The 22812-nt window shown below is 61.7% G+C and carries 18 protein-coding genes; 12 read left to right on the top strand and 6 right to left on the bottom strand.

The features are described from left to right. Positions 1 to 6 precede the first annotated feature (6 nt). From PHS32_RS17595 to PHS32_RS17580, 4 genes are read left to right on the top strand one after another with little or no spacing between them, the layout of a single operon-like run. On the top strand, positions 7 to 1026 hold the full coding sequence (locus PHS32_RS17595) for an NADP-dependent oxidoreductase (protein WP_301080385.1): 1020 nt from the start codon (positions 7 to 9) through the stop codon (positions 1024 to 1026). Continuing rightward, on the top strand, positions 1019 to 1960 hold the full coding sequence (locus PHS32_RS17590; protein WP_301080384.1) for a glutathione S-transferase family protein: 942 nt from the start codon (positions 1019 to 1021) through the stop codon (positions 1958 to 1960). The genes PHS32_RS17595 and PHS32_RS17590 overlap by 8 nt, the downstream gene beginning before the upstream one ends. Continuing rightward, positions 1957 to 2418, top strand: a complete 462-nt coding sequence (locus PHS32_RS17585; RefSeq protein WP_301080383.1) for a GNAT family N-acetyltransferase — start codon at positions 1957 to 1959, stop codon at positions 2416 to 2418. The genes PHS32_RS17590 and PHS32_RS17585 overlap by 4 nt, the downstream gene beginning before the upstream one ends. A gap of 16 nt (positions 2419 to 2434) precedes the next feature. After that, entirely contained in the window at positions 2435 to 3340 is a 906-nt protein-coding gene (locus tag PHS32_RS17580) for an SDR family oxidoreductase (RefSeq protein WP_301080381.1), read from the top strand. Between the two features lie 3 nt (positions 3341 to 3343). Here PHS32_RS17580 and PHS32_RS17575 read toward each other — a convergent pair whose 3' ends face one another. Together PHS32_RS17575 and PHS32_RS17570 are read right to left on the bottom strand one after the other, a co-directional pair. Then, a complete protein-coding gene (locus PHS32_RS17575) occupies positions 3344 to 5332 on the bottom strand; it encodes a bifunctional diguanylate cyclase/phosphodiesterase (protein ID WP_301080380.1) in 1989 nt (662 codons plus the stop codon). A gap of 1143 nt (positions 5333 to 6475) precedes the next feature. Then, positions 6476 to 7255, bottom strand: coding sequence for a hypothetical protein (locus tag PHS32_RS17570; protein WP_301080379.1), 780 nt, complete (start codon positions 7253 to 7255; stop codon positions 6476 to 6478). A 258-nt stretch (positions 7256 to 7513) separates the two neighbouring features. Between PHS32_RS17570 and PHS32_RS17565 the strand changes: the two genes are divergently transcribed. The 6 genes from PHS32_RS17565 (at position 7514) to PHS32_RS17540 (ending at position 17051) form a co-directional block, all read left to right on the top strand. Next, positions 7514 to 9871 carry a Tex family protein gene (locus tag PHS32_RS17565; RefSeq protein ID WP_301080378.1) on the top strand — a complete coding sequence of 786 codons (2358 nt, stop codon included), beginning with the start codon at positions 7514 to 7516 and terminating at the stop codon, positions 9869 to 9871. A gap of 72 nt (positions 9872 to 9943) precedes the next feature. Continuing rightward, positions 9944 to 10768: an HDOD domain-containing protein gene (locus PHS32_RS17560; protein ID WP_301080376.1), complete on the top strand. Its 825-nt coding sequence runs from the start codon at positions 9944 to 9946 to the stop codon at positions 10766 to 10768. 6 nt (positions 10769 to 10774) lie between these two features. After that, positions 10775 to 11854, top strand: a complete 1080-nt coding sequence (locus PHS32_RS17555; RefSeq protein WP_301080375.1) for a phospholipase — start codon at positions 10775 to 10777, stop codon at positions 11852 to 11854. A 16-nt stretch (positions 11855 to 11870) separates the two neighbouring features. Beyond that, positions 11871 to 14414: a DNA internalization-related competence protein ComEC/Rec2 gene (locus PHS32_RS17550; RefSeq protein ID WP_301080374.1), complete on the top strand. Its 2544-nt coding sequence runs from the start codon at positions 11871 to 11873 to the stop codon at positions 14412 to 14414. A 204-nt stretch (positions 14415 to 14618) separates the two neighbouring features. After that, entirely contained in the window at positions 14619 to 16076 is a 1458-nt protein-coding gene (locus PHS32_RS17545) for a circularly permuted type 2 ATP-grasp protein (RefSeq protein ID WP_301080372.1), read from the top strand. A 15-nt stretch (positions 16077 to 16091) separates the two neighbouring features. Continuing rightward, positions 16092 to 17051: an alpha-E domain-containing protein gene (locus PHS32_RS17540; protein WP_301080371.1), complete on the top strand. Its 960-nt coding sequence runs from the start codon at positions 16092 to 16094 to the stop codon at positions 17049 to 17051. 12 nt (positions 17052 to 17063) lie between these two features. On the opposite strand, the gene PHS32_RS17535 is transcribed toward PHS32_RS17540, so the two are convergent. Together PHS32_RS17535 and PHS32_RS17530 are read right to left on the bottom strand one after the other, a co-directional pair. Continuing rightward, complete coding sequence (locus tag PHS32_RS17535) at positions 17064 to 17489, bottom strand: Spy/CpxP family protein refolding chaperone (protein ID WP_301080370.1); 426 nt, start codon at positions 17487 to 17489, stop codon at positions 17064 to 17066. Between the two features lie 266 nt (positions 17490 to 17755). Then, a complete protein-coding gene (locus PHS32_RS17530; protein WP_301080368.1) occupies positions 17756 to 18394 on the bottom strand; it encodes a class I SAM-dependent methyltransferase in 639 nt (212 codons plus the stop codon). Positions 18395 to 18543: 149 nt separating this feature from the next. On the opposite strand from PHS32_RS17530, the gene PHS32_RS17525 reads away from it, so the two are divergent. After that, positions 18544 to 19053 (top strand): peroxiredoxin, encoded by a 510-nt coding sequence (locus tag PHS32_RS17525; protein ID WP_301080394.1) that lies wholly within the window; start codon positions 18544 to 18546, stop codon positions 19051 to 19053. Positions 19054 to 19057: 4 nt separating this feature from the next. Here the strand turns inward: PHS32_RS17525 and PHS32_RS17520 are convergent, their stop codons facing one another. Together PHS32_RS17520 and PHS32_RS17515 are read right to left on the bottom strand one after the other, a co-directional pair. Then, a complete protein-coding gene (locus PHS32_RS17520) occupies positions 19058 to 21316 on the bottom strand; it encodes a molybdopterin cofactor-binding domain-containing protein (protein ID WP_301080367.1) in 2259 nt (752 codons plus the stop codon). Continuing rightward, the gene (locus tag PHS32_RS17515) at positions 21313 to 21789 is read right to left on the bottom strand and encodes a (2Fe-2S)-binding protein (RefSeq protein ID WP_301080365.1); all 477 of its coding nucleotides are present in this window, start codon (positions 21787 to 21789) and stop codon (positions 21313 to 21315) included. The genes PHS32_RS17520 and PHS32_RS17515 overlap by 4 nt, the downstream gene beginning before the upstream one ends. Positions 21790 to 21862: 73 nt before the next feature. Here PHS32_RS17515 and PHS32_RS17510 point away from each other — a divergent pair, with 73 nt between their 5' ends. Then, positions 21863 to 22759 (top strand): alpha/beta hydrolase, encoded by an 897-nt coding sequence (locus PHS32_RS17510; RefSeq protein ID WP_301080364.1) that lies wholly within the window; start codon positions 21863 to 21865, stop codon positions 22757 to 22759. Positions 22760 to 22812: the final 53 nt, after the last annotated feature.

Here is a 22812-nt window from a genome sequence, read left to right as displayed (position 1 = left end):
CTACCGATGCCGCAAAACAAGCAAATTCATCTGGACAACCGACCGGTTGGCGAAGCGACCGCCAGCAACTTCAAACTGGTCGTCAGCGAAACGCCGCAACTCAAGGAGGGCGAGGTGCTGGTGCGCCACCACTTTCTGAGCCTGGACCCCTATATGCGGGGCCGCATGAACGATGCCAAGAGCTACGCGCAGCCGCAGGCCCTGGGTCAGACCATGGGCGGCGGCACGGTAGGCGAAGTGGTGGCATCGAAAAATGCCAAATTCGCCGTCGGCGACAAGGTGGTGGGCATGGGGGGCTGGCAGCAGTACAGCGTGGTCGATGCCGCGCAACCGGGAGCCCTGCGCAAAGTCGACACCGCGCACATTCCCTTGAGCGCTTACCTGGGCGCGGTGGGCATGCCGGGCGTCACCGCCTGGTACGGGCTGGTCAAGATCATCGAACCCAAAGCGGGTCAAACCATGGTGGTGAGCGCGGCCACAGGTGCCGTCGGCAGCGCTTTTGCGGCGCTGAGCAAAGCGCGTGGCTGCCGTACCGTGGGTATTGCCGGTGGCCCCGATAAATGCAGGTACGCCGTCGACGAGCTGGGTTTTGACGCTTGCATCGACTACAAGCTGCATATGGATGCGCCGTCGCTGTCCAGGGCGCTGAAGGAAGCCTGCCCGAAGGGTATCGACGGCTATTTTGAAAACGTGGGCGGCATGGTGCTCGACGCCGTGCTGACACGCATGAACGCTTTTGGCCGGATCGCGGTCTGCGGCATGATTGCCGGCTACGACGGGGCACCGCTGCCGCTGAGCTATCCGGCACTGATTCTGGTGAACCGGCTCAAGGTACAGGGCTTTATCGTCAGCGAACACATGGAGGTCTGGCCCGAAGCGCTGAAAGAGCTGGGTACCCTGGTGGCGACCGGCAAGCTGAAGGCGCGGGAGTCGATTGCGGACGGTCTTGAAGCGGCCCCGGAAGCTTTTCTGGGACTGCTCAAAGGCAGGAATTTCGGCAAGCAACTGGTCAGGCTGCATGACTGACCTCATTTTTCACCATTACCCGAGCTCGCCGTTTTCGGAAAAAATCCGGCTGGTACTGGGTTATAAAAAACTGGCCTGGAAGTCGGTCATCATCCCGGCCATCATGCCTAAACCGGATGTGCTGGCACTCACCGGCGGTTACCGCAAAACGCCCATCCTGCAAATCGGCTCTGACGTGTATTGCGACAGTGCGCTGATCTGCGACGTGCTGGAGCACCTGCAACCGGAGCCGACTCTGTACCCGGCGCAGCACAAAGGCCTGGCGCGGGTGCTGGCGCAGTGGGCCGACAGCACCCTGTTCTGGGCCGCCATGGCCTACAACCTGCAGCCCAGGGGCGTGGCGGCCATGTTCCAGGGGGTTGCGCCCGAGGCGGCCAAGGCTTTTGGCGCCGACCGAGCCGCCATGAGCGCAGGCATGACACGTCTGCGGCCGGCTGATGCCACTGCTGCCTACAAGTCCTATCTGCGGCGCCTTGCCAATATGCTGGAGAGCCAGGACTTCCTGCTGGGTGCGGCACCTTGCGTGGCCGACTTTGCTGCTTATCACCCTCTGTGGTTCACCCGTTCACGCGTGCCGCTGCTGGCCGACATTCTGGACGCCACGCCGGCGCTGCTGGCCTGGATGGATCGCATGGCGGCCATTGGTCATGGTGCCATGGAAAAATATTCTGCTACCGAAGCAATCGCTGTCAGTGCCGCATCGGCAGCGGCTGTGAGCGTGGATGAGACTTTTTTCCAGGATGAACATGGCATTGCGTTTGGCAGTCGGGTAAGCGTGGCGGCCGAGAACTTCGGCCAGGAAACGACCGAAGGTGAACTGCTGGCTGCCACCCGTACCCGCTATACCTTGCGTCGGCTGGACCCGCGCGCCGGCACCGTGCGGGTGCATTTTCCGCGCATCGGTTACGTGCTCAAGGCAGTGTTACCGGCATGAATTCTGGTGCGCCGATGGAGTGGAGGCTGGCCGCCTTTGATGCCTTGAGTGTGGCGGAGCTGTATGAGCTGCTGCAACTGCGAAGCGAGGTGTTCGTGCTGGAGCAAGACTGCGTCTTTCAGGACGTGGATGGCGCGGATGCCCAGGCCATGCATCTGATGGGCCGGCGCGACGGCCAACTGCTGGCTTATGCACGCTGTTTCCCGGCCGGTATCAAGTTCGCCGAAGCCAGCATCGGCCGCATCGTGACAAGCCAGCGGGTGCGCGGCAGCGGGCTCGGGCACTTGCTGGTCGAGCAGGCGTTGGCCGCAGTCGCGACCCTGTGGGGCCGGCAAGCGGTTCGCATCGGTGCCCAGACGCGACTAAAGGATTTTTACGCTGGCCACGGCTTTGCCGATGCCGGCATTGCGTATATCGAAGATGGCATAGAGCATCTCGAAATGATCTGGCAACCCTGAACCTGGAGTATTTCAAATGATCACTGATTTCAAAAACAAGACTGCGGTTCTGACCGGTGCCGGCTCCGGCTTTGGTCTGGAATGTGCGCGTATCGGTGCCAGACTGGGCATGAATCTGGTGCTGGCCGACGTCCAGCAAGATGCCCTGGACAAAGCCGCGGCCGAGTTGCAAGCCATGGGTGCGCAGGTGCTGGCCGTCAGGGTGGACGTCTCCAAGGCGGCACAAGTCGAAACGCTGGGCCGGGCCGTGCAACAGCGTTTTGGCGCGCCGCATTTTGTCTTCAACAACGCCGGTGTCGGCGCCGGTGGTCTGATCTGGGAGAACACGGTGCAGGACTGGGAATGGGTGATTGGCGTGAACCTGATGGGTGTGGCGCACGGTATCCGTGTCTTCACGCCCATGATGCTGGAAGCGGCAAAAAAAGACCCCACCTACCAGGGCCACATTGTCAATACCGCCAGCATGGCGGGCTTGCTCAACGCGCCCAACATGGGAATTTACGGCGCCAGCAAACATGCGGTGGTGAGCATGAGCGAGACGCTCTACCAGGACCTTTCCCTGGTCACCCAGCAGATCGGTGCCAGCGTCTTGTGTCCGTTCTTCGTGCCGACCGGCATCACGCAGAGCCAGCGCAATCGCCCGGTCGATGCGGTTCCGGTCAAACCGACCCGCAGCCAACTGATAGGGCAAGCCATGAGCGACAAGGCGGTCGGCTCCGGCAAGGTAAGCGCGGCGGAAGTGGCGCAGAAAGTGTTCGATGCCATTGCCGCCAACCAGTTCTACATCTACAGCCACCCGAAAGCCCTGGCCAGCGTGCAGACCCGGCTGGAAGACATCATGCTGGCACGCAACCCAACCGATCCGTTTGCCAGCAAACCGGAGCTGGGTGTCGAGTTGAGGCGGGCGCTCAGCGCGGACTGAAGCTTAATGCACGTTGACGGCATCCCCATCGGAAAACAGATCGACGTCCGGCAACTGGTTTGATTTGGTCAGCAGACTTACGTAGTGGGCCAGTTTCTCGTCCTGAATAAAGCTGGCTGACGACGCGGCCGAGAGCAATTTGTCCGGGTGCTGGGGCCGCGCCACGACAAATCCTTGCACGTAATCGACCCCGATCTCGGTCAGGGTCTGCACCGTTGCGATGTCCTCGGCCCACTCCGCAATCACCTTCATGCCCAGATTTTTGGCCAGGTTGACGATGGCTTCGACAATGGCCACATTGGCCGGGTGATTGTTCATGTTGACGATGAAGCTGCCGTCGATCTTCAGCATGTCGGCCGTGAACTCCTTCAAGTACGAGAACGAGGTGTAACCGGCACCAAAATCGTCTAGCGCCACCTTGGCGCCGTAGCCGCGTACCGTGTCGACGAAACGGCGGGTATTTTCCACGTCGTGCAAGGCCACGCTCTCGGTGATCTCGAGGCACAGGTGGCTGACGATATGCAGGTTTTTCTGAAACATGGCATAGACCTCCTGCAGGAACTTTTCATCGTTCAGCGAGGCGCCGCTCAAATTGATGCAGACGAACTTGGTGTGTTGCATCTGCGCGAAATGGGTATTGAGCCAGTCCAGCGTGGTCGACAGCACCCAGCGGTCAATCATGCCCATGCGACCGCTGGCTTCACCGGCTGCAATCAGATGGTCGGTGCGTACCACTTGACCCTCGGCGTCGCGCATGCGCAGCAGCACCTCAAAATTGAGCGACTCCTGCGGCGCCGTCAGGGACATGATGGGCTGCATTTCCAGGTACAAACCGTCGGTGGCGGAGCTGGTGGCCAGCAGCGCAATCAGTTTGAGCTCGGCTTCATGTTGCTGGAAGGCGATGGCGTGCCGTTCATAGACCATCAAGCCGCCACTGTTGCGGGCCTTGGCCTGGCGACAGGCGCGGTCGGCGGTGGACATGGCGTCGTTGAACTGCATGCCGGTGCTGACCTCGATCAGTCCGATCGAGCTGCGCACATAGAACGCTTTGCCGTCAACCTGGTAAGGCAGTGTGCCAATGCTGTCGACGATGCCCTGGCACATCAGCGAGGCCATCGCGATCGGCGTTGCGGGGAACACGATGACGAACTCATCGCCGCCGACGCGGCCGAACTGAAGGTCGTGCGAGAGCAGATCCGACACCCGCTTGCAGACTTGTTGCAGCACTTCGTCGCCGGCGCCGTGGCCAAACAAGTCGTTGATCAGCTTGAAGCGGTCGAGGTCCAGATAGGCCAGGGCGACCAGTGTGTTGCCGTCCACCGGTTTTGCGATGGCATCGTTGAATGCCTTCTTGATGCCGCGCCGGTTCAGCACCTTGGTCAGCGAATCATGGTTGGCCAGAAAAGACAGATCCTCGGTGGCCCTGGATTTTTCGGTGACATCCTGCAAGGAGCCCTCGATCCTGTCGTGCGCCAGCGTGGCCTTCACCAAAAAACGTTTCCTGCCGGTGAAACCGGCCACCGGTCGGCCCTTGATCTCGATTTCATCCTCGCTTTTGTCGTTCACCATTTGATGCAGCCGGGTCCAGGCACCGTTGGAGAAATACTGCTGCCAGGCATTGTGTCCGGCCGTCAGCACGGACGGCCCCAACATGCCAAGCAGGGCCGGATTGGCGCGTACGAAGCGGCCACGCAGGTCCAGCGTGAACAAGCCGATCGGCATCGCCTCGTAGGTGTGGGCCAGTTCGGCTTGCACTTCCAGACGCTGCTCATGCTCCTGGCGCATCTGCTCGGCGATGGCCAGAGAGGCCAACAGACTCGATGCGAGCGCTGCAGTTACGCTGTTGAATGTTCCAATGAGTCCCTTGACGCCGTAGGCCGCAGCCAGTATCTCGGACAGGCTGGACAGGAATGTGACTGCCAGCGACGCGCCATACCAGATTGCCACACGTGACCGTGTCTTGACGACAATCGTTGCAAGACTGATGGTCATCAATACCAGTCCTGGGCCTGCGAACAGCCACATTGTGGGTATGAAAACGCTTCGTGGCATCAGCACAGCGGACGCAAGAAGAGGAATGCATAACCAGTGAGTTACCCGAATCGCGGTGGCGTAACCTGTTTTGACCAGTTCATCCCAGAACATGGTCTTGTACAGGGTGAGCGTTAAAAGTGCATAACTTGCGAGTGTGATTGATCGACCAAGGGTCAGCCATTCTGTGGGAATCGAATGGTTGAGCCATTGCGTATCCCACCCGCCAGATGTTGCTCCAACCCTGAGCCCCAGCAGCAACCAGACTCCGAAAATCAGGTAAAGCTTCTGCCGGTTGATCAGGGCCGCCACCAGTACAAAAACACTCAGCACCAGAAGACCACCCTCAAGGAGTCCAGATTTCCTATGAAAGTTCTGTGCGGAAATATCCAACTGATCGGGAGACCATAAATCCACGGTCAGGCGCGCGGGACCCAAAAAGGAAGCCTGACAGATTATTTCTGGCCCTGCGTGATCCAGCTTCAGGGCATATCCCGCCTTGACGGGACCGAGTTGGCCGTTCGGGATGTCGCCAATTGAATGGCCAAGAAAACGCTGTGAGTCAACATCCCAACAGGCAATTTCCAGGGCGTGTCGAGAAGGAAACTCCACCACTTTGTTCGAATCGAGAGAGGCGTTTGTCAGAAAACCAAACCAGATCGGAGCCTCTGAAAGCTTGGTATCAAAATATTTTTGAACTGGCTGACGCGCCAATTGTTCGCTCACTTCCCTGAGGGAAAGCTTGTCGCCAGACTGTACCAGTACGCGGAACTCGAGCTCCTGGTCCGGGTCCGCCAAATACTGGGCGTCCCAAAGAAAAAGCGCAGCCAGCGAGGCAAGGCCTATGGCAATCGGAATCACATAAAACGAAAGGCCGCGCAGCATCCATTCCAATACCGCTTGGGTGCGTCGTGACCGTGATTCGTTTAACAAAAAAAAGCGCAGCAAAGCCGGAATCCAATACAAAGTCAAAAGCAATCTAGTTATTTTGGGCAAACATGATGTAAGCCTTGAATGACTCCCTTGACCGAAACATTGCCAAGGATAACTGATCGTATCGGTTTACGCGGCTTGCTGGCGCAGGTGGCGGCTGTAACTCTATGACTAGCGTGCGCTGGCATACCCCCAACTGCCGAAAGGCTTGGCCATATCCATGCTGCCGGTGATGTCGCTATCGTCAATATCAATGTCGGGATGGTAGGTGTCGCAGAAAAATTTCAACAAAGGATGACGTGCTTCAGTCCAGCGCGACTTGCCTGTTTCAATTTCAAATTGCATGACCCGGTGAGGAACATTGTTCATGTGCGGCAGAGGAATGTATTTGGAGCCAGGAAAAACGTCTTCAAACATGAGCTGGGCATACTGGCGATCCAAGGGTGCTCTTGCGGCGACCATGGCCCATCTGATTTCCTCGTGTTCGCAGTATTGAAAACTTGCTTTGATAAGAATAATTTTCACCATGCGACCGATGATTCCCTGGGTGATCCCCAGACGACTGACCTGGGCCAATGGTTGATCCTTCAGCCACGCAGGAAGCTCAACTGATTTCTCCAAACCCAGAGGCTGATAGCGATTGGTTTGAATGCGGACCGTACCCAGCGGCGATCCATCCAGTTTCGACTCCGCAAGCAGCACGACCACCCCGTCTTCAGTGTCGGCTTTTTCCGGGAATATCAGCGTTTCGGCGACTGCCGGCATGTGCCGCGCGTAAGCCGAGTGGCGGATCTGCACGGCTTTGTTCAGGTCCTCTTCATTGCGCACCAGGCGGACGGTGAATGGAAGGCGCTCCTCGGTCATGGTCGGCGCGCTCACTGAGTCCATATGCGACGCCATGGTCTCGATGCGGCGGGGTTGAAAAACTGAAGACGTAGCGTGGTGAATCATGGTGATAGTCCTTGTTGAAGGGTTGGTTGATTACGCCGGATGGTCCTGGCGGACCTACTCGACGCGGTCGAGTTTACTTTTGCAGTCGGTTTGTGTCACGGTGGAGGGTCGTCAAGACAGGTGATGCAGCCAATGAATCGGGGCGTGACGCGGCATTGCCATGCACAAATACCACACCGGCGACCGACCCGGTCTGTGGCACACTCCCGGCCTTTGTTTCATGTTTTGGCCGGCGTCAGGCTGGCTCCTCTTACACCCATGCAGAAAATCATCGCGCAGATTGCGCAGGAAATACAGGTTCGGAACAATCAGGTGCAGGCAGCGGTCGAGCTGCTTGACGGCGGCGCCACGGTGCCTTTCATTGCCCGCTATCGCAAGGAAGCAACGGACGGGCTGGATGACATTCAGTTGCGCGAGATCGAGGCCCGCTTGAGTTATCTGCGCGAACTGCGCGAGCGCCGGCAAACGGTCATCAAGGCAATTGAAGAACAGGGCAAGATGACGCCCGCGCTGCTGCAGGAACTGCTGGCCGCCGGCACCAAGCAGGAACTCGAAGACCTGTACCTGCCGTTCAAGCTGAAGCGTCGCAGCAAGGGGCAACTGGCGCGCGAAGCCGGGCTGGAACCGTTGGCGGACGCCTTGTTTTCCGATCCTACCCTGGTGCCCGCCGAAGCTGCGCAGGCCTACGTGATTGCGTTACGGCCAGTCGTTGAGGGTGAAGACAAACAGAGTGATTTCTCCACCGTGGCGGCGGTGCTGGACGGCGTGCGCGATCTGCTCAGCGAACGCTGGGCCGAAACGCCGGCGCTGGTGCAGGACCTGCGCCAATGGCTGTGGCAGGAGGGACGCTTCAAAAGCAAGTTGCTGGAGGGCAAGGACCCGAACAACGCCGAGGTGGCCAAGTTTCGCGACTACTTTGATTTTGAAGAGCCGATCGACCGCGTGCCCTCGCACCGCGCCTTGGCGGTATTCCGTGGCCGTGCGCTGGAGATTCTCGAAGCCAAGTTGCTGGCACCCGAGCCAACCGAGGTTTTGGGCGCGCTGGCCGGCGCCCAAGCGACTGTCAAAACCAGGACCTCAGCGGTGGTTTCGCTGGCCGAGGCGCGCATTGCGCTGTGCCTGGGCTGGAGCCACCAGGCGCGCGCGGCCGACGACTTGATTCGAAAATGTGTGGCCTGGACCTGGCGCGTCAAACTCAGCCTGTCGATCGAGCGCGATCTTTTTGCCAGGTTGCGCGAGCAGGCCGAGAAGGTTGCCATCAAGGTCTTTGCCGACAACCTGCGCGATCTGTTGCTGGCGGCGCCGGCCGGACCCCGCGTCGTGCTGGGGCTGGATCCCGGCATCCGCACCGGCGTCAAGGTGGCGGTAGTCGACAGCACCGGCAAACTGGTGGCGACCGCCACGGTTTTCCCGCACGAGCCGCGGCGCGACTGGGAAGGCTCGCTGCACACCCTGCACAGGCTGTGCGAGCAGCATGGCGTCAATCTGATCGCCATCGGCAACGGCACGGCCAGCCGCGAGACCGACAAACTGGCGGCGGATTTGATCAAACTCAGCGCCCAGACCTCGCAGCGCCAGATCGACAAGGTGGTGGTCAGCGAGGCCGGCGCCTCGGTCTATTCGGCCAGTGAGTTTGCATCGCAGGAAATGCCGGATGTGGATGTCAGCCTGCGCGGTGCCGCCAGCATCGCGCGGCGGCTGCAGGACCCGCTGGCGGAACTGGTCAAGATCGACCCCAAGTCGATTGGCGTCGGCCAATACCAGCACGATGTGAACCAGAGCGAGTTGGCCAAAATGCTTGGCAGCGTGGTGGAAGACTGCGTCAACTCGGTCGGCGTCGATCTCAACACCGCCAGCGTGCCACTGCTCTCAAGGGTGTCGGGCCTGAGCGCCGGCGTGGCCAAGGCGGTGGTGCGCTGGCGTGAGGAGCACGGTGCTTTCGGCAACCGTCAGCAACTGCTCAAGGTGAGCGGCCTCGGAGCCAAGACCTTTGAGCAAAGTGCCGGGTTCTTGCGTATCCGCGGCGGTGACAACCCGCTCGACATGACCGGCGTCCACCCGGAAACCTACCCGCTGGTGGAGCAAATCATGGTGCATGTCGGGCAACCGGCGAGCGCCTTGATGGGCCGGGTCGACTTGCTCAAGTCCCTCAAGCCCGAGCTGTTCGCCAACGGCCAATGGGGTCTGATCACGGTCAAGGACATTTTGGGTGAACTGGAAAAACCGGGCCGTGACCCGCGGCCGGACTTCAAGGTGGCGCGTTTCACCGAAGGCGTCGAAGACATCAAGGATCTGAAGGAGGGCATGGTGCTGGAAGGCACGGTCAGCAATGTGGCGGCCTTTGGCGCTTTTGTCGACCTCGGGGTACACCAGGACGGCCTGGTGCATGTCAGTCAATTGAGTCATACATTCGTCACCGATGCGCGCCAGATCGTCAAGACCGGTGACATCGTCAGGGTTCAGGTGCTGGAGGTCGACGTGGCGCGCAAGCGCATTGGTCTGAGCATGAAACTGGGGGCGGCGCCAGCCCGGCGCGGCGGCACCAACCCGGCCAAGGCGGCGCCATCGACCGCCATGTCTTCCGCTTTTGCCAAGCTCAAGGTCGCCGGGTTGTGAAGCGCCGCCGCTGGTACATAATCACAAAGTCAGGTTAAATCAGTGATCTACTGTTAACGGAGTTGTGTTGCCATGGAACTGAATGCCCTGCTGGCGTCGCAGTTCGTCCTGCCCAGCATTCCCAAGGTACTGGCGCTGTTGCTCAGCGAGCTGGAGCGCGATGAACCCGATCTGAAGAAGATCAGCCAGCTGGTCAGTACCGATCCGGCGCTGACAACCCGCTTGCTGCAGCTCTCCAATTCCGGCTTTTTCAAGCTCTCGGGCAAGATCAACAGCGTCTCGGAGTCGCTCGCGATTCTGGGCCTGGACCATGTGCGGACCATGGCCGCGGCGGCGGCCTCGGGCATTTCAATCAAGGCCGTGCCGGGCCTGAATTTGCAGAAATTCTGGAACTACAGCCTGAACGTGGCCAAGCTGTCGCGATCGCTCGCCGGCATGGTGCGGCAGAACCAGCAGGCGGCTTTTACCTGCGGCCTGATTCATGCGGTGGGTGAGTTGGCGATCCACATGGGCATGCCCGAGGAGGTGGCCGTGCTGAACCGTGAAGTTCCGCCACTTGATCTGAGGCGTGCCAACGCCGAGCGGATGAGTTTTGGTTTTTGCTATGCCCAGGTCGGGGCCGGTTTGGCCGCCAAATGGAAATTTCCGCAGGCCATGGTGGATGCCCTTGATCACCAGCATGCGCCGTTCGAGCACGATGTCTACGAGCCGCTGGCCGGCCTGATTCATCTCGCCACCTGGCGCGCCCGGGCTCAGGAGGCCGGTTTGTCCGATCACGCGCTGGCGGTGACTTTTCCGGGGCCGGTCGGTGAGGTGCTTGGAATCGACATCGACATGGTGCTGCAGCAAGACCCGTTCGACTGGTACCAGACTACCAGCAATGCGCCCTTGCAGTAGTTGCCGATGCGCGCTCTGTGCATTTATGCCGGTCCGGCAGCCCGGCGGCAGATCGAAAAAAATGGTCTTCAGGCGGCCGATATTGGCACTATTCCAGCCGCCGCGGGCGGTCCCAAGGGCTTGCTGCTGGGATCGCTGGACCGCTTTATTTTTGGCCACTGGCTACCGCAGTCAAAACAGCCCGTGCATCTGGTGGGGGCGTCCATCGGCGCGTGGCGCATGGCGACCGCTTGCCTGGATGATCCGGTGGCGGCGTTCCTGCGGCTGGAGCATGACTACATCCACCAGCACTATGAATTGCAGGACGGCGAAACACGACCCAGCGCAGAGCGCGTCAGCGCGCTGTTTGGGGAAAATCTGCGGGCTTTCTACAGCGGTCGCGTGGCCCAGGTGTTGCAGCATTCGCGCTACCACCTGCATATCTTCACCTCTCGTGGACGGCATATTCTGGGGCGCGAGCAGCGCTGGCGCACGCCGCTGGGCTATCTGGGGGTTCTGCTGAGCAACACCGTGCGGCGCAGGGCCATGGGGGCCTGGCTGGAACGCGTGGTGTTTTCCAGCGGCGACGCTGAGCTGCCTTTTGCCAGCAGCGATTACCGCACCCGGCAATTGCGTCTGAGCGAGGCCAATTTCAAACTCGCCCTGCAGGCGAGCTGTTCGATTCCGTTTGTACTGCAGGCGGTACACGATATTCCGGGGGCACCGCCCGGCGCCTACTGGGACGGTGGCTTGACGGACTACCACCTGCATCTGAACTATGCGGCGGCGCCGCAGGTCAACGGGTTGGTGCTGTATCCGCATTTTCAAAAATCGGTGGTCCCGGGATGGCTCGACAAACACCTGAAATGGCGCCATAAAGCCACGCCCTTTCTGGACAATATGGTGCTGCTGGCACCGAATCCGGACTGGGTCAAGACACTGCCCAATGGCAAGCTGCCGGACCGCGGCGATTTCCAGCATTACGGGCAGGACCTGGCCGGCCGTGTCAGAGCCTGGTCGGCCGCCATGGCGGCCAGCGTTCAACTGGCCGATGAGTTTGAAGCCTGGCTGCGCCGGCCCGATGGGGGACAGGTGCAGGCGCTGTAAATCTTGCCACCAGGCTATGCACACCAACCCTGGCTATCACCCTGTATTGGCGCGACTGCTATGGCCCCTGCTGGCGGGGTGGCTGCTGGGCAGCGGCCTGCAACTTCAGCAGCGGGCGCTGTTCGCGGACTGGAGCTATGCCTGCCTGCTGCTGCTGGCGGCCGTGTTGTGCGCGCTGGCAACGCTCAGGACTCTGGCGCCGACGGCCCGCACCCTGATCGCGGTGGCGGCCTTCAGCCTGCTGGCCTTCGGCGTCACCGGGCTGCGGGCCTCCATTTTTCTAAGGGACGCGCTGGACAGCGGACTGGAGGGACACGACATTGCCGTGACCGGTGTGGTTGCCGCCATGCCCCAACGCAACGACGCCGGTTTGCGTTTTCGCCTGGAGGTCGAAGCGGCGCAACTCAAGGGCCGGGAGGTACGCTTGCCGCCCAGCATTTACCTGGGCTGGTATGCGGCCATGAATGGCAACCATGGCGCCGCCCTGGTCGGTCCGCCGGCGGAGCAACCAGGGCCTGTCGTGGCGGGCGAGCGCTGGCAGATGACGGTGCGTTTGAAGGCGCCGCATGGCGCCAGCAACCCGTTTGGTTTCGACTATGAGTTGTGGCTTTGGGAGCAGGGCTTGCAGGCCACCGGCTACGTGCGTGCGGGAGCCAAGGACCCGCCACCGCTGCGCCTGGCCCAGACCCTCTGGCATCCGGTCGAACGCGCTCGCCAACGGGTGCGCGATCGCATTTTCGAGCGCGTATCGGAGCGCCAAAACGCCGGCCTGATTGCGGCGCTGGTGGTGGGTGACCAGAACGCCATTGATCGCGCCGACTGGGATGTCTTCCGCGCCACCGGCGTCGCGCATCTGATGTCGATCTCCGGTTTGCATATCACCATGTTCGCCTGGGTTGCGGCGCTGGCCCTGGGCTGGTTGTGGCGGCGGTCCGGGCCACTGTGCCTGTGGCTGCCGGCGCCCAGCGCGGCCGTGATCGGCGGCGTGATGCTGGCCAGCGCTTACGCTTTTTTCAGCGGCTGGGGCGTGCCGTCGCAGCGTACCGTGCTAATGCTGGCCACGGTCGCCTTGCTGCGACTGTCGGGCAAGCGCTGGCCGTGGCCGCAAGTCTGGCTGCTGACCTGCGCCGTCGTGGTGATGACGGACCCGTGGGCCTTGCTACAGGCCGGCTTCTGGCTCAGCTTTGTCGCCGTCGGGGTTTTGTTTGCTACCGATTCAGGAGCGTCGCTGAAAGAGAAGACGCCTGGCAAAGGAGTCGCCGCGCAGGGTCGTGTCGCACACGTAGCGGCAAGCGTGGGGGCCGGTTTCGCTGCCGGGCCGCCCCAAAGCGAAACAGCCCCCTTGGGGGGCAGCGCAGCACGCGTAGCGGCAAGCGTGGGGGCCATGTTCCATGAGCAATGGGTGATCACACTGGCTTTGACGCCGCTCACGCTATTGCTGTTTGGCCAGGTTTCCGTGGTCGGCCTGGCGGCCAATGCGCTGGCGATTCCGTGGGTGACGCTGGTCATCACGCCGCTGGCCATGCTGGGCGTCTTGCTGGAACCGTTGTGGGACTTGGCGGCGCTGGCGATTGCCGCCCTGGTCTGGTACCTGAAGTTGCTGGCGGCGCTGCCATTCGCCACGCTGACCGTGGCGCAAGCGCCTTGGTGGGCCGGCTTTGCAGGTGTCGTGGGCGGACTGCTGCTGGCCATGAAATTGCCGTGGAGCTTGCGCTTGGCCGGCTTGCCGCTGCTGCTGCCGGTACTGTTGTGGCAGGCGCCCCGCCCGCATGAGGGCCAGTTTGAGCTGCTGGCGCCCGACATCGGGCAGGGCAGTGCCGTGATTGTGCGCACCGCCAGCCATGCCCTGGTGTACGACGCCGGACCCCGTTTCAGCCGCGAGAGCGATGCCGGCCATCGGGTGCTGGTGCCACTGTTGCGCGCGTTGGATCTGCCGGTCGATCTGCTGGTGCTCAGCCACCGCGACAGCGATCACACCGGCGGCGCGCTGGCGCTGCTGACGATGCAGAGCAAGGCCCAGTTGCTGAGTTCGATTGAAATGGACGATGAATTGCAGGCTTTGCGTCCGGTCCAGCGCTGCCTGGCGGGACAGCGCTGGCGCTGGGATGGCGTCGATTTTGAAGTGCTGCAGCCGCGCGCCGGGGACTATGACAACGACGGTAAGACCAATGCCATGAGTTGCACACTGCGCATTTCCAATGGCCAGCGCTCGGCGCTACTGACGGGCGATATCGAGCAAGCCCAGGAAGCGCGGCTGGTCGCCGAGCGCGTAAATGATCTGAAAACGGACTTGCTGCTGGTGCCGCATCACGGCAGCAAATCCTCCAGCAGCGCGGGCTTTCTGGATGTGGTGCAGCCACGGATTGCGCTGGTGCAGGCGGGTTACAGAAACCGTTTCAATCACCCGGCGCAGTCCGTTTTGGTGCGCTACGAAAAGCGACGGATTCAGGTCATCGACTCACCCCATTGCGGTGCGGCAACCTGGCAGTCGGAGCAGCCGCAGGAAATCAAGTGTCAGCGAACCCAGGGTTTGCGCTACTGGCATCACCGACTTCCGTAGGGAGAAGGTAATTGCAAAAATACCGTTGTCATGCCGGACTCGATCCGGCATCCAGTGTTCGCCAGCACTGGATTGCGGATCAAGTCCGCAATGACAAGAACTAATAATTGGTACGTTTGTAATTTCCACATCCCTTAGCGGTCTGTCTCGCAAAGTATTCGATTTGGCCCAAACCTTGCTAAGCTAGAGGCAGGAGAAATCGTTATGCTGAAATTCGACGAGATGTACACCCGACTGCCGTACGAGTTTTTTACGCACGGAGCGAAGATTCGGGAGCATTACAAAATCTATGACGCATGGCTGGCGCGTCAACCTGGCGACATGATGGCCAAGCGGCGGGAAGAGGCCGAGATGATCTTCCGTCGCGTCGGCATCACCTTTGCGGTCTACGGCGAGAAGGACGAAGAGGGCGCCGGCACCGAACGACTGATTCCCTTCGATCTGATTCCCCGCATCATTCCGGCCGGCGAGTGGGCTTTTCTGGAGCGTGGCCTGGTGCAGCGCGTGACGGCGCTGAACCGTTTTGTGCACGATGTGTACCACGCCCAGGAGATCATCAAGGCCGGACTGGTGCCGCCCGAGCAGGTGCAAAACAACGCCCAGTTCCGGCCCGAGATGATGGGCGTGGACGTGCCCAACGACATCTATTCGCACATCTCCGGCATCGACATCGTGCGGGTGCCCAATGCCAAGGGCGAGGGCGAGTACTACGTGCTGGAGGACAACCTGCGCGTGCCCAGCGGCGTCAGCTACATGCTGGAAAACCGCAAGATGATGATGCGCCTGTTCCCCGACCTGTTCAATGCCAACCGCGTCGCGCCGGTGGCGCATTACCCCGATCTGCTGCTGGAAACCCTGCGTGCCAGCAGCCCCGCCACCACGGCCGAGCCGACCGTGGTGGTGTTGACGCCCGGCATGCACAACAGCGCCTATTTCGAGCATGCGTTTTTGGCGCAGCAAATGGGGGTCGAACTGGTGGAGGGGCAGGACTTGTTTGTGAAAGACAACTTCTGCTACATGCGCACCACCCGCGGCCCGAAACGGGTGGACGTGCTGTACCGCCGGGTGGACGACGATTTTCTGGACCCGAAGGCGTTTCGCCCCAGTTCCACACTGGGTTGCGTCGGCCTGCTCGACGTCTACCGGGCCGGCCATGTGAGCATCTGCAACGCGATCGGCGCCGGTGTCGCCGATGACAAGTCGATCTACGCCTATGTGCCCCGGATGATCGAGTTTTACCTGGGTGAAAAGCCGATACTGAGCAATGTGCCGACTTACCTGTGTCGCAAGCCGGACGACCTGGCCTACACACTGGCCAACCTGAAAGACCTGGTGGTGAAGGAAGTGCATGGGGCCGGCGGCTACGGCATGCTGGTCGGACCGGCCGCCAGCCAGGCCGAGATCGAAGACTTTCGCCAGGCCTTGCTGGCCAATCCGGGCGGCTACATTGCGCAGCCCACGCTGAGTCTGTCGAGCTGCCCGACTTTTGTCGAGAGCGGTATTGCGCCGCGCCACATCGACCTGCGTCCCTACGTGCTGGCCGGCAAGACGGTGCAGATGGTGCCGGGCGGCTTGACCCGGGTGGCGCTGAAAAACGGCTCGCTGGTGGTCAATTCGTCGCAGGGCGGCGGGACCAAGGATACCTGGGTGCTGGAAATCTGAGATGAGGGGGAATTTATGCTAAGCCGTACCGCCGATCACCTGTTCTGGATGTCCCGTTACACCGAGCGCGCCGAGAACACGGCCCGCATGCTGGACGTCAATTACCAGACCTCGCTGCTGCCGCAATCCGAGGCGGCGGCGCTGCTGGGCTGGCAAGGCCTGCTGAGCATCAGCGAACTGCTGCCGGCCTACCAGGCCCGGCACGGCGAAGTCAACGTGCGCGACGTGCTGGACTTCATGGTCAAGGACGAGAGCAATCCTTCCTCCATCGTGTCCTGCCTGAACGCCGCGCGCGAGAATGCGCGGGCCGTGCGCGGCACCCTCACCACGGAGGTCTGGGAGACGCAAAATCAGACTTGGCTGGAGGTCAAACGGATGATCCGGGGCGGCGAGTTCGAGCGCGATCCGGGGCAGTTTTTTGAATGGGTCAAGTTCCGCTCGCACCTGTCACGCGGCGTCACCCTGGGCACCATGCTGATGGACGAAGCGCTGTACTTCATGCGCCTGGGCACCTTCCTGGAACGGGCCGACAACACGGCGCGCCTGGTGGATGTCAAGTTTCATGCGCTGCCCAGCGATTTTCGGGGTGGCGCTGGCGAGAAGGAGCAGGAGTACGACTTCTACCACTGGAGCGCCATTCTGCGCAGCGTCTCCGGCTTCGAGGTCTACCGCAAGGTGTACCGCGACGTGATTCGTCCTGAGCGGGTGGCCGAGCTGCTGATTTTGCGACCCGACATGCCGCGCTCACTGCATGCCAGCCTGACCGAAGTGGTCGCCAATCTGGCACTGGTGGCCAACCAACAGTCGGGCGAAACCCTGAGGCGCGCCGGCAAGCTGTGCACCGAGCTGAAGTACGGCCGCATCGATGAGATCCTGGCCACCGGCTTGCACGCTTACCTGACGCAATTCCTGGACCGGGTCAACGACCTGGGCGCTCACATCAGCCACGATTTCCTGATTCCGTCGGCGGCCTGAGTCGGACCCAACTCAAAGACCAGCGCCACCGCCCATGCCACCGGGGCCGGCGCCGCGGTGCGAGCGCATGCCGCCTTCGGGTTTGCCGCCTTTGCGCCGACCCTCCTCGGCCGGCTGGTTCGGGCCGCCAGCGACAGCGGCAAAGGTCGGGATCGCCAGCAGCAACATCTGATTGGCGGTCTTTTGCTGTCCGGGCGCCAGACTCGCGTACAAGGTCTTCGCCGCAGCTTCCACTTCCTCCAGCGCGGCCAGGCGGTTTTGCAGGTTGTCGACCATCCTGCCGATCTGGTGCGGAGCCGCATCCTCGGGTGACGGCAAGACCGGTTTTTGACGGTAGTGCGTTTCCGTATAGGCTTCCACCTTGCTTTCAAAAACCTGCCACAGTGTTTGCTGCGCAGTCGTCAACGCGAGACGATCATGCAGCAGCGGCAAGGTCACTTCGCGCGTTGCCGCAGGATTGGGACGAGGCGGTGCCGCCCTGCCTGGCGGCGCAGCCGCGCCAGGCGCAGGAACCACCCCGGCTTCAGATTGCGCCCAGCAGGCGACGGGTGCCAAAACAAGCATAGTCCAAGCCAACTTTTTCACTGCCACTCCTTGTCGAGAAGGGGCTGACATTAGCGCAGTCTTGTTACCTTGATGTGCCTCGCCCGGCAAAGAAATGTGAAGTGCCAAACAGCAGGCAGGGCTGATTCGCACGATTCGCGTCAGGGGGCTGTTGCGACGTACTCTAAAGCCCAGAAATACGGCCAGTTGGTCACAGTTCCCGGCTCGCCAATGCCGTCCAGCATGGATTGCAGTTCCAACTCTGAAGGGAAGTTCTTCAGCACCCGGTGGCGCGAGCCATCGGCCAGCGCTCGCGTCTGGTAGCTGTTGCCGTCGGCATCCTGTTCGGTGATGGGTGAACTGCTGCCGGCGACAAAACGGTTGTCCAGCAACACCACTTTGGCGCCGGGCTCCAGCCTGCCGCCCAGCCCCCGCAGGAACTCGCGCCGCCGCGCTTTCGGGATGTGTGAAAACCAGAAGCCGGCAAAGGCCGCGTCGAACGTTCCGAGGTGACGCGGCAAATGGTAAGCGTCAGCGACAGAGAAGTCGACCTTGCCAACGGGCACCCGCTGTCGGGCGATGCGCAGCGTCTCACTGGCAAGGTCCAGCGCCAGCATGTGCGATGCCACTGGTGCGATGAACTGTGTCCAGTAACCGGTGCCGCAAGCCACTTCCAGCACCCTGGCCTTCGCGAAGTGGGGCGGCAGCCAGGCTTCAATGGCGCGCAGGTCGGATTGGCGCTCGGGTTTGCGGTACACCTGGTCGTACTCGGGGGCCCGAGCGGCATAGTACGAGTGCAAGGCAGACTCCCCCGTGACCCCTAGCCCGGGCGGGGTATTGAGGATTGGGTTATTGTGCAATTTGGATGGCTGCATTTCACAACCCTTGGTGGCGGAGCGAGCAAATGAAACTGAACAAGCATTGTGTGTCAATTGGCGCTTCGCTGGCAATGGCGTTTACTGGCAGCGCGGCGCAGGCGGCTCTGGCGGTGGGCGCGGCGACACCCGACTTCACGACCGAGGCGGCACGTGCCGGCGTTGCCTTCAAGTTTTCGTTGATGGAAAGCTTGAAGAAGGGGCCCGTGGTGCTGTATTTCTATCCCAAAGCTTTTACCAGCGGCTGCACCGTCGAGGCGCACAATTTTGCCGAGGCCACGCCCAAGTTCGAGGCACTGGGCGCCACCGTGGTGGGTATCTCCAATGACGACATCGAAACCCTGAAAAAATTCTCGGTCGAGGCCTGCCGCGACAAGTTTGCCGTGGCCGCCGACAAGGGTGCGCGCATCATGAAGCAATATGACGCCGCCTTATGGATGAAGCCCGACATGGCCGATCGCATTTCGTATGTCATCAGCCCCGAAGGCAAAGTGCTTTACGTCTATGCCAGCCTGAGCCCGGACCAGCACGTGGAAAATACCTTGAAGGCGGTCCAAATCTGGCGCGCCTCGGTGGCAAAGTAAGGCTTCAGCGCCAGCTCAAGTCACTGCGACTGAGCGGCATTTGACGCACGCGTTTGCCGGTGGCGGCAAAGATGGCATTGCAAACTGCCGGCGCCAGTGGCGGCAAGGCCGGTTCGCCCAGGCCCGTGACCGGTTCATTGCTCTTCAGAAAATGCACCTCGATGCGCGGCGGCGCGTCGGCCATGCCGATCAGGGAATAGTCGTTGAAGTTGCGCTGCACGATGCGTCCGCGCTGGATATCAAGTTCAGCAAACATCAAAGTGCCCAGACCATCGATGACCGAGCCCTGCACCTGGTTTTCGGCGCCGCTCAGATTGACGATCTGGGAGCCAATGTCTGACACCACCACCACGCGGTCCACCTTCAACTGGCCGGCCCTGGAGACCGTGACTTCGGCGACCTCGGCGATGTAGCCGCGGTGGCTGAAGTGAAACGCAATGCCCTGGCCCTGGCCGCGCGGAAACTTCTTGCGGCCCCACTGGGCTTTTTGCGCCACCTCCAGCAGCACGCGCCGCATCCGTGCCACGTTGTAGGGCAGGCCGCGTTCTCCGCTGGGGGCCACCAGGTCCTTGGTGCCCAATAGCTCCAGCCGGAATTCGAGTGGATCGCGCCCGCTGGCGTGGGCCAACTCGTCAATGAAGCTGTGAAAAACCCAGGCAAATACATTGCTGCCGGGGGCGCGCCACGGCCCCATCGGAATGCCGCACTCCATGGGCGTTTGTTCCAGCAGGCAATGGGCCACCCAGCGGCCCGGAAACTCGTCGCCCGAGAGGCTGGCGCCGCTGCCGGGCTGCAACACCGAAGCGCCATCGCGAGTGACGCGATTGGCAAAGGTGACAAAGTGGTTGTGCCAGGCCGTCAGCTTGCCTTGGCTATCCAGGCCGCCACGCAGGAAATGAAAACCGCCGGAGCGATAGTGGTCGTGGCGCAAGTCGTCTTCACGGCTCCAGGTCAGTTTCACCGGCGCACCGATGCGCTGCGCGATGGCGGCTGCCTCGACGATGTAGTCGGCGCTCAGGCGCCGTCCGAAACCGCCGCCGCTGCGCGTGATGTGCAAGGTGATTCTGTCCTTGGGCAGGCCCAGGGTGTTGGATACCAGGTTTTGTCCGGCGGCCGGATTCTGCGTTGGCGCCCAGATCTCCAGCGCGCCGTCGTGAAACCAGGCGGTGCAGTTCTGCGGCTCGATGCTGGCGTGCGAAACAAACGGGTAGCTGTAGGCCGCCTCTACCGTTTTGGCCGCCGCCGCGAAGGCGCTTGCGGGATCGCCATCCTTGCGCAATTGGACGCTGCCGGCTTGTTTGGAGAGCTTTTGCGCCTGCGCCGCAAATGCGTCCCAGCTTTCATTGACCACCGGACCTTCGTCCCAGTTCACCTTGAGTTGGCGGCGGGCACTGAAAGCGGCCCAGGTCGATTCGGCAACGATGGCGACACCCGGCATCAGCCCATTAAGGTTGCCAGTTCCCTGGATCACGAAGGCATCGCGTACGCCCGGCAAAGCCTTGATGGCGCTGAGGTTGGCGCTGACCACTTTGCCGCCGAAGGCCGGGCATTTCTCGAACTGGGCGTAAAGCATGCCGGGCAGTCGCACATCGATGCCGAACAAGGGTTGGCCGCTGACGATGGCCAGGTTGTCGACGCCGCCCAGACGCTGGCCCAACAGTTTGTAGTCGCGCGGATCCTTGAGCTTGACGTCCTCGGCGGCCGGCACCGGCAACGCCGCCGCTCTGCTCACCAGTTCACCGTAGCGCAAACTCCTGCCGCTTGCCGCATGGTGCACCGCCGAGTGCGCTGCATGGCATTCGGCCAGCGGCACCTTCCAGGTCAACGCGGCGGCCTGTACCAGCATGCTGCGGGCGGTGGCGCCCAGGCGCAGGAAGTTGTTGTAATTGTTGGGTGTCGAGGTCGAACCGCCAGCGCTCTGACTGCCATAGACCGGGTCCAGGTCGCTCTGGACGATGCGCACGTCTTTCCAGTCGACCTCCAGTTCCTCGGCGATGACCATGGGCAGCGAAGTCTTGATGCCCTGGCCGATCTCGGGTTGCTTGGAAATCAGCGTGACGATGCCCTGGGTTGAAATGCTGATGAACGCATTGGGTTGGAAGGCAGTTGCGTCGCCCGCACTGGACGGTTTTCCAATCACCTCGGCGGCCGTCAGTGGTTGCAGATAGAAACCCAGCAACAGGCCACCCGCGCCAACGGTCGATTGGCGCAGGAAGCCGCGGCGGTCCACACCCGCCAGCGCCTGGGCCGGGCGGGGCTTCATGGGGCACCCTTGCCGGCGGCAATTTCGGCGGCACGGTGAATGCCGGCGCGGATGCGCAAGTAGGCGGCGCAGCGGCACAGGTTACCGGCCATGGCATCGTCGATTTCGCCGTCCGTCGGGTTCGGATTTTCCTTGAGCAGCGCGGCGGCGCTCATGATCTGCCCAGGCTGGCAATAGCCGCATTGCGGCACGTCGAGTTCCTGCCAGGCGGTCTGCAAGGGGTGCTGATGCCGGGGATCGAGTCCCTCTATGGTGACAACCTGTTTGCGACCGACGCTGGAGACCGGTGTCATGCAGGCGCGGGTCGGCAAGCCATTGAGGTGCACCATGCAGGCACCACAACTGCCGATGCCGCAACCGAATTTGGTTCCGGTCAGGCCCAACGTGTCGCGCAAGACCCACAGCAGAGGGGTGTCCGCAGCAGCCTCAACCGGATGTGCCGCACCATTGATGTTCAGCAAATACTGGCTCATGAGTTGATGCTACTCCAATCCAAATATGATTGCCGCCAGCACCATCTTACGCAACTGGACGAACATGCAATCCTTGAAATCACGATTTCTGTACCGCCTCGTCAAGTACCAACTGGCCAAGCTGATAGAGCGCAATCTGCCCTTGCCGGAGTACCGCCTGGCACGCGAAGAAGCCGCCAGCCGGCTGTTCAGGATGCCCGTCGGCGTCAAAGTGGAGGCGGCGGAGGTCGGTGGCTGCCCTGGGGAATGGCTGCTGCCGCAGCGGCAGGACGGCCAGGGCATGGTGTTGTACCTTCATGGTGGCGCCTACACCGGTGGTTCCTGCATCACGCATCGGGCGTTGGCGGCGCGGCTGGCAGCCAGCTGCCGGCACCGGGTCTTCAACCCTGATTACCGGCTGGCGCCGGAACACCCGTTTCCGGCCGCGCTGGACGATGCCATTGCCGCTTACCGGGGGCTGCGGCTGGCCCATCCCGGCGCCGCGATCGGGCTGTCCGGCGATTCGGCCGGCGGCGGACTGGCGCTGGCGCTGGCCGTCAGCTTGCGCGACCAGGGTGTTGCGGCACCGGCGGCGCTGGCCTTGATGTCGCCCTGGACCGATCTGGCCCTGAGCCACCCAAGCCATGTCACGAAGGCGGCGGTAGACCCCTACTTCCCGAGCAAGCAGCGGCTCAGCGTCGCGGCGCGTCACTACGCCGGCGACACATCCTTGCAGCATCCTCTGGTGTCGCCGCACTATGCGCAACTGCACCAGTTGCCGCCGGCGCTGATTCACGTCGGCACGCTGGAAGCGCTGCTGGACGACTCGCGCATGCTGGCCCAGCGCATGAACGCGCAAGGGTCAAGGGCCAGCCTGAAGGTTTTCCCCGGTATGTGGCATGTCTGGCAGACGCTGGGCGGAAGGATGCGCGAGGCCGACCAGTCGGTTGAGGAGTTGGGTGTATTTCTTCGTGCTCACCTGCAGACCTAGGATTTTTGCAGGAGCCGGCTTGCTGCGTGGTATCGTTCGGCTCCTGATGGAAC

Source organism: Rhodoferax sp. (assembly GCF_028714215.1).
Classification (GTDB): Bacteria; Pseudomonadota; Gammaproteobacteria; order Burkholderiales; family Burkholderiaceae_C; genus Rhodoferax.
Note: the sequence above shows the minus strand (reverse complement) of the source record. Positions and strands in the feature narration are given on the sequence as shown.

Excerpts from the sequence above, each read along its gene's own strand:
- PHS32_RS17515 (WP_301080365.1), bottom strand. The coding sequence starts at position 21,789 with ATGAGCCAGTATTTGCTGAACATCAATGGTGCGGCACATCCGGTTGAG.
- PHS32_RS17575 (WP_301080380.1), bottom strand. The coding sequence starts at position 5,332 with ATGACCATCAGTCTTGCAACGATTGTCGTCAAGACACGGTCACGTGTG.
- PHS32_RS17520 (WP_301080367.1), bottom strand. The coding sequence starts at position 21,316 with ATGAAGCCCCGCCCGGCCCAGGCGCTGGCGGGTGTGGACCGCCGCGGC.
- PHS32_RS17580 (WP_301080381.1), top strand. The coding sequence starts at position 2,435 with ATGATCACTGATTTCAAAAACAAGACTGCGGTTCTGACCGGTGCCGGC.
- PHS32_RS17595 (WP_301080385.1), top strand. The coding sequence starts at position 7 with ATGCCGCAAAACAAGCAAATTCATCTGGACAACCGACCGGTTGGCGAA.
- PHS32_RS17550 (WP_301080374.1), top strand. The coding sequence starts at position 11,871 with ATGCACACCAACCCTGGCTATCACCCTGTATTGGCGCGACTGCTATGG.
- PHS32_RS17560 (WP_301080376.1), top strand. The coding sequence starts at position 9,944 with ATGGAACTGAATGCCCTGCTGGCGTCGCAGTTCGTCCTGCCCAGCATT.
- PHS32_RS17540 (WP_301080371.1), top strand. The coding sequence starts at position 16,092 with ATGCTAAGCCGTACCGCCGATCACCTGTTCTGGATGTCCCGTTACACC.
- PHS32_RS17570 (WP_301080379.1), bottom strand. The coding sequence starts at position 7,255 with ATGATTCACCACGCTACGTCTTCAGTTTTTCAACCCCGCCGCATCGAG.
- PHS32_RS17545 (WP_301080372.1), top strand. The coding sequence starts at position 14,619 with ATGCTGAAATTCGACGAGATGTACACCCGACTGCCGTACGAGTTTTTT.
- PHS32_RS17585 (WP_301080383.1), top strand. The coding sequence starts at position 1,957 with ATGAATTCTGGTGCGCCGATGGAGTGGAGGCTGGCCGCCTTTGATGCC.
- PHS32_RS17565 (WP_301080378.1), top strand. The coding sequence starts at position 7,514 with ATGCAGAAAATCATCGCGCAGATTGCGCAGGAAATACAGGTTCGGAAC.
- PHS32_RS17590 (WP_301080384.1), top strand. The coding sequence starts at position 1,019 with ATGACTGACCTCATTTTTCACCATTACCCGAGCTCGCCGTTTTCGGAA.
- PHS32_RS17555 (WP_301080375.1), top strand. The coding sequence starts at position 10,775 with ATGCGCGCTCTGTGCATTTATGCCGGTCCGGCAGCCCGGCGGCAGATC.
- PHS32_RS17525 (WP_301080394.1), top strand. The coding sequence starts at position 18,544 with ATGGCGTTTACTGGCAGCGCGGCGCAGGCGGCTCTGGCGGTGGGCGCG.